The sequence below is a fragment of the Saccharomonospora iraqiensis subsp. iraqiensis genome (assembly GCF_000430445.1).
Lineage (GTDB): Bacteria > Actinomycetota > Actinomycetes > Mycobacteriales > Pseudonocardiaceae > Saccharomonospora > Saccharomonospora iraqiensis.
Map to the genome: position 1 here is coordinate 2,128 of NZ_KE387139.1, position 2,760 is coordinate 4,887.

General features: G+C 72.2%; 3 protein-coding genes. All 3 read left to right on the forward strand.

Annotated features, from left to right (window positions below; genetic code table 11):
* Positions 1-331 precede the first annotated feature (331 nt).
* Entirely contained in the window at positions 332-1,153 is an 822-nt protein-coding gene (locus ACTIR_RS0120850; RefSeq protein ID WP_007026596.1) for a CoA transferase subunit A, read from the forward strand.
* A gap of 56 nt (positions 1,154-1,209) precedes the next feature.
* The gene (locus ACTIR_RS0120855; RefSeq protein WP_199285660.1) at positions 1,210-1,941 is read left to right on the forward strand and encodes a CoA-transferase subunit beta; all 732 of its coding nucleotides are present in this window, start codon (positions 1,210-1,212) and stop codon (positions 1,939-1,941) included.
* Positions 1,938-2,760 (forward strand): thiolase family protein (locus ACTIR_RS24680; protein WP_034241295.1); only part of this gene is annotated, 823 nt, incomplete at its 3' end. The genes ACTIR_RS0120855 and ACTIR_RS24680, both read left to right, overlap by 4 nt.

Here is a 2,760-nt window from a genome sequence, read left to right on the forward strand (position 1 = left end):
ACAGTCCGCGGTCCGGCTCCGGCATCCGGACGTCGGCGACCTCCCGCAGCACGGCGAGCGCGGCCTCCGGGATCCGGCGCGCCACGACCACCCGCGGCCGCGCCCCGTCCCTGGTCCACCCCACACGATCCCCCTTCGTCCGGCCCCCGACCCTACCGCGCCCCTGCTCCCCGGGTGTGCCGTGAAGGACCCCTTCCCTGCCCCCGGTGCCGCGAAGGACTCCTGCACTGCGTGTGACGCAGGCAAGGGGTCCTTCACGGCGACCCCGACGAGGTGTATGTTCATATGTAGAACTTGTGTGCGTTATGCGAACGACGTGAAGGTGGCACAGGTGGCAGAGATCGTTTCGCTCGCCGACGGGGTGGGCCGGCTCGTGCGCGACGGGGACACGGTCGCGCTCGAAGGGTTCACCCACCTCATCCCGCACGCGGCGGGCCGCGAGATCATCCGGCAGGGACGCAGGGACCTCACGCTGGTCCGGATGACCCCGGACATCGTCTACGACCAGCTCATCGGCGCGGGGTGTGCGCGCAAGCTCGTCTTCTCCTGGGGCGGCAACCCCGGGGTCGGCTCGCTGCACCGCTTCCGCGACGCCGTGCAGAACGGTTGGCCCGCCCCACTGGAGATCGAGGAGCACAGCCACGCCGGCATGGCCAACCGCTACGTCGCGGGGGCGTCCGGACTGCCCTTCGGCGTGCTGCGGGGGTACTCGGGCACCGACCTGCCGGAGCACACGGACACGATCAAGCAGATCACCTGCCCGTTCACCGGTGAGCAGCTCGCCGCCGTCCCGGCGCTCAACCCGGACGTGTCGATCATCCACGCCCAGCGCGCGGACCGCCGGGGCAACGTGCAGATCTGGGGCCTCGTCGGTGTGCAGAAGGAGGCGGTGCTCGCCGCGCGGCGGAGCCTGGTCACCGTCGAGGAGGTCGTCGACGACCTGGAGCCGGTGCCCGGCCAGATGATGCTGCCGAGCTGGGCGGTCACCTACGTCGCCGAGGCGCCGCACGGTGCCCACCCGTCGTACGCGCAGGGCTACTACGACCGGGACAACGACTACTACAAGGAATGGGATTCCATTGGGCGGAAGAGGGACTCGTTCGAGGCCTGGGTCCGCGACACCGTGTTCGGCGGGGAGGTGAGCGGGAAGTGACCACGCCACAGCAGCAGCCGCGGGCGGAGTGGACGCCCGGCTACACGTCCGACGAGATGATGTCGATCGCCGCGGCCCGGGCCCTGTCCGACGGCACGCGCTGCTTCGTCGGCATCGGCCTGCCCTCCACCGCCGCCAACGTGGCACGCCGGACCCACGCGCCGGATCTGGTGCTGATCTACGAGTCCGGCACCCTCGGCTCCAAGCCGGACGTGCTGCCGTCCTCGATCGGTGACGGCATCCTCGCCGAGACGGCGGACGCCGTGATCGGCGTGCCCGAGGTGTTCAACTACTGGCTGCAGCCCGGCCGCATCGACGTCGGCTTCCTCGGCGCGGCCCAGCTCGACCGGTTCGGCAACATCAACACGACCGTGATCGGGGACGACTACGCCGATCCCGCGGTGCGGCTGCCCGGTGCGGGCGGCGCCCCGGAGATCGCCGCCTCCTGCCGCGAGGTGTTCGTCGTCGTGCGGCAGAGCAGGCGCAGCTTCGTCGAGCAGGTGGACTTCGTGACCTCCGTCGGGCACGGTCGCGGTCGGGGTGACCGCGAACGGCTGGGTCTGCGCGGCGCGGGCCCCACCCTGGTGATCACCGACCTCGGTATCTTCCGTCCCGACCCGGACACCCGCGAGCTCGTGCTCAGCCAACTGCACCCCGGGGTGGACGTCGAGCAGGTGCGCGAGGCCACCGGCTGGGAGCTGACGGTGGCCGACGACCTGTCGACCACCGACGCCCCGACCGCCGCGGAGCTGTCCACCCTGCGGACCCTCAAGGAGGCCTCCTCGTGACCGACGTCTTCGTGCTCGACGCCGTCCGGACGCCGTTCGGCCGCTACGGCGGCGCCCTGTCCGGCGTACGGCCGGACGATCTCGGCGCACACGTGCTCCGCGCCCTGGCCGACCGCGGCGGGAACCCCGACGCGGTCGACGAGGTCGTGCTCGGCGACGCCAACGGCGCGGGGGAGGACAACCGCAACGTCGCCCGCATGGCCACGCTGCTGGCGGGCTGGCCCACGAGCGTGCCCGGCACCACCGTCAACCGGTTGTGCGGCTCCGGGCTGGACGCCGCCATGCAGGCCAGCAGGCAGATCGCCGTCGGGGACGCCTCCGTGGTGGTCGCCGGCGGGGTGGAGTCGATGAGCCGCGCGCCCTGGGTCCTGCAGAAGCCGGCCAAGGGCTTCCCGGCGGGCCACGAGACGCTGCACTCCACCACGCTGGGCTGGCGCATGGTCAACCCGAACATGCCCGAGCAGTGGACCGTCTCCCTCGGCGAGAGCACCGAGCAGCTCGCGGAGAAGTACGGGATCAGCCGGGCTGCGCAGGACGAGTTCGCCCTGCGCAGCCACACCCGCGCCGCCCGCGCCTGGGACTCCGGCTTCTACGACGGGCACGTGGTGCCCGTCGAGGGCACCGACCTCACCCGGGACGAGGGCATTCGCCCGGACACCTCGCTGGAGAAGCTGGGTAAGCTCAACCCCGCCTTCCGCGCGGGCGGCAGTGTCACCGCGGGCAACTCGTCCCCGCTGAACGACGGCGCCTCCGCCGTGCTGCTCGGCGACCGCGCGGGCGCCGACCGTCTCGGGGCGTCGCCGATGGCCCGGATCGCCG

What these genes read in the sequence shown, in the direction of transcription:
- ACTIR_RS0120855 (WP_199285660.1), top strand. Translation starts at nt 1,210, where the DNA reads ATGATGTCGATCGCCGCGGCCCGGGCCCTGTCCGACGGCACGCGCTGC.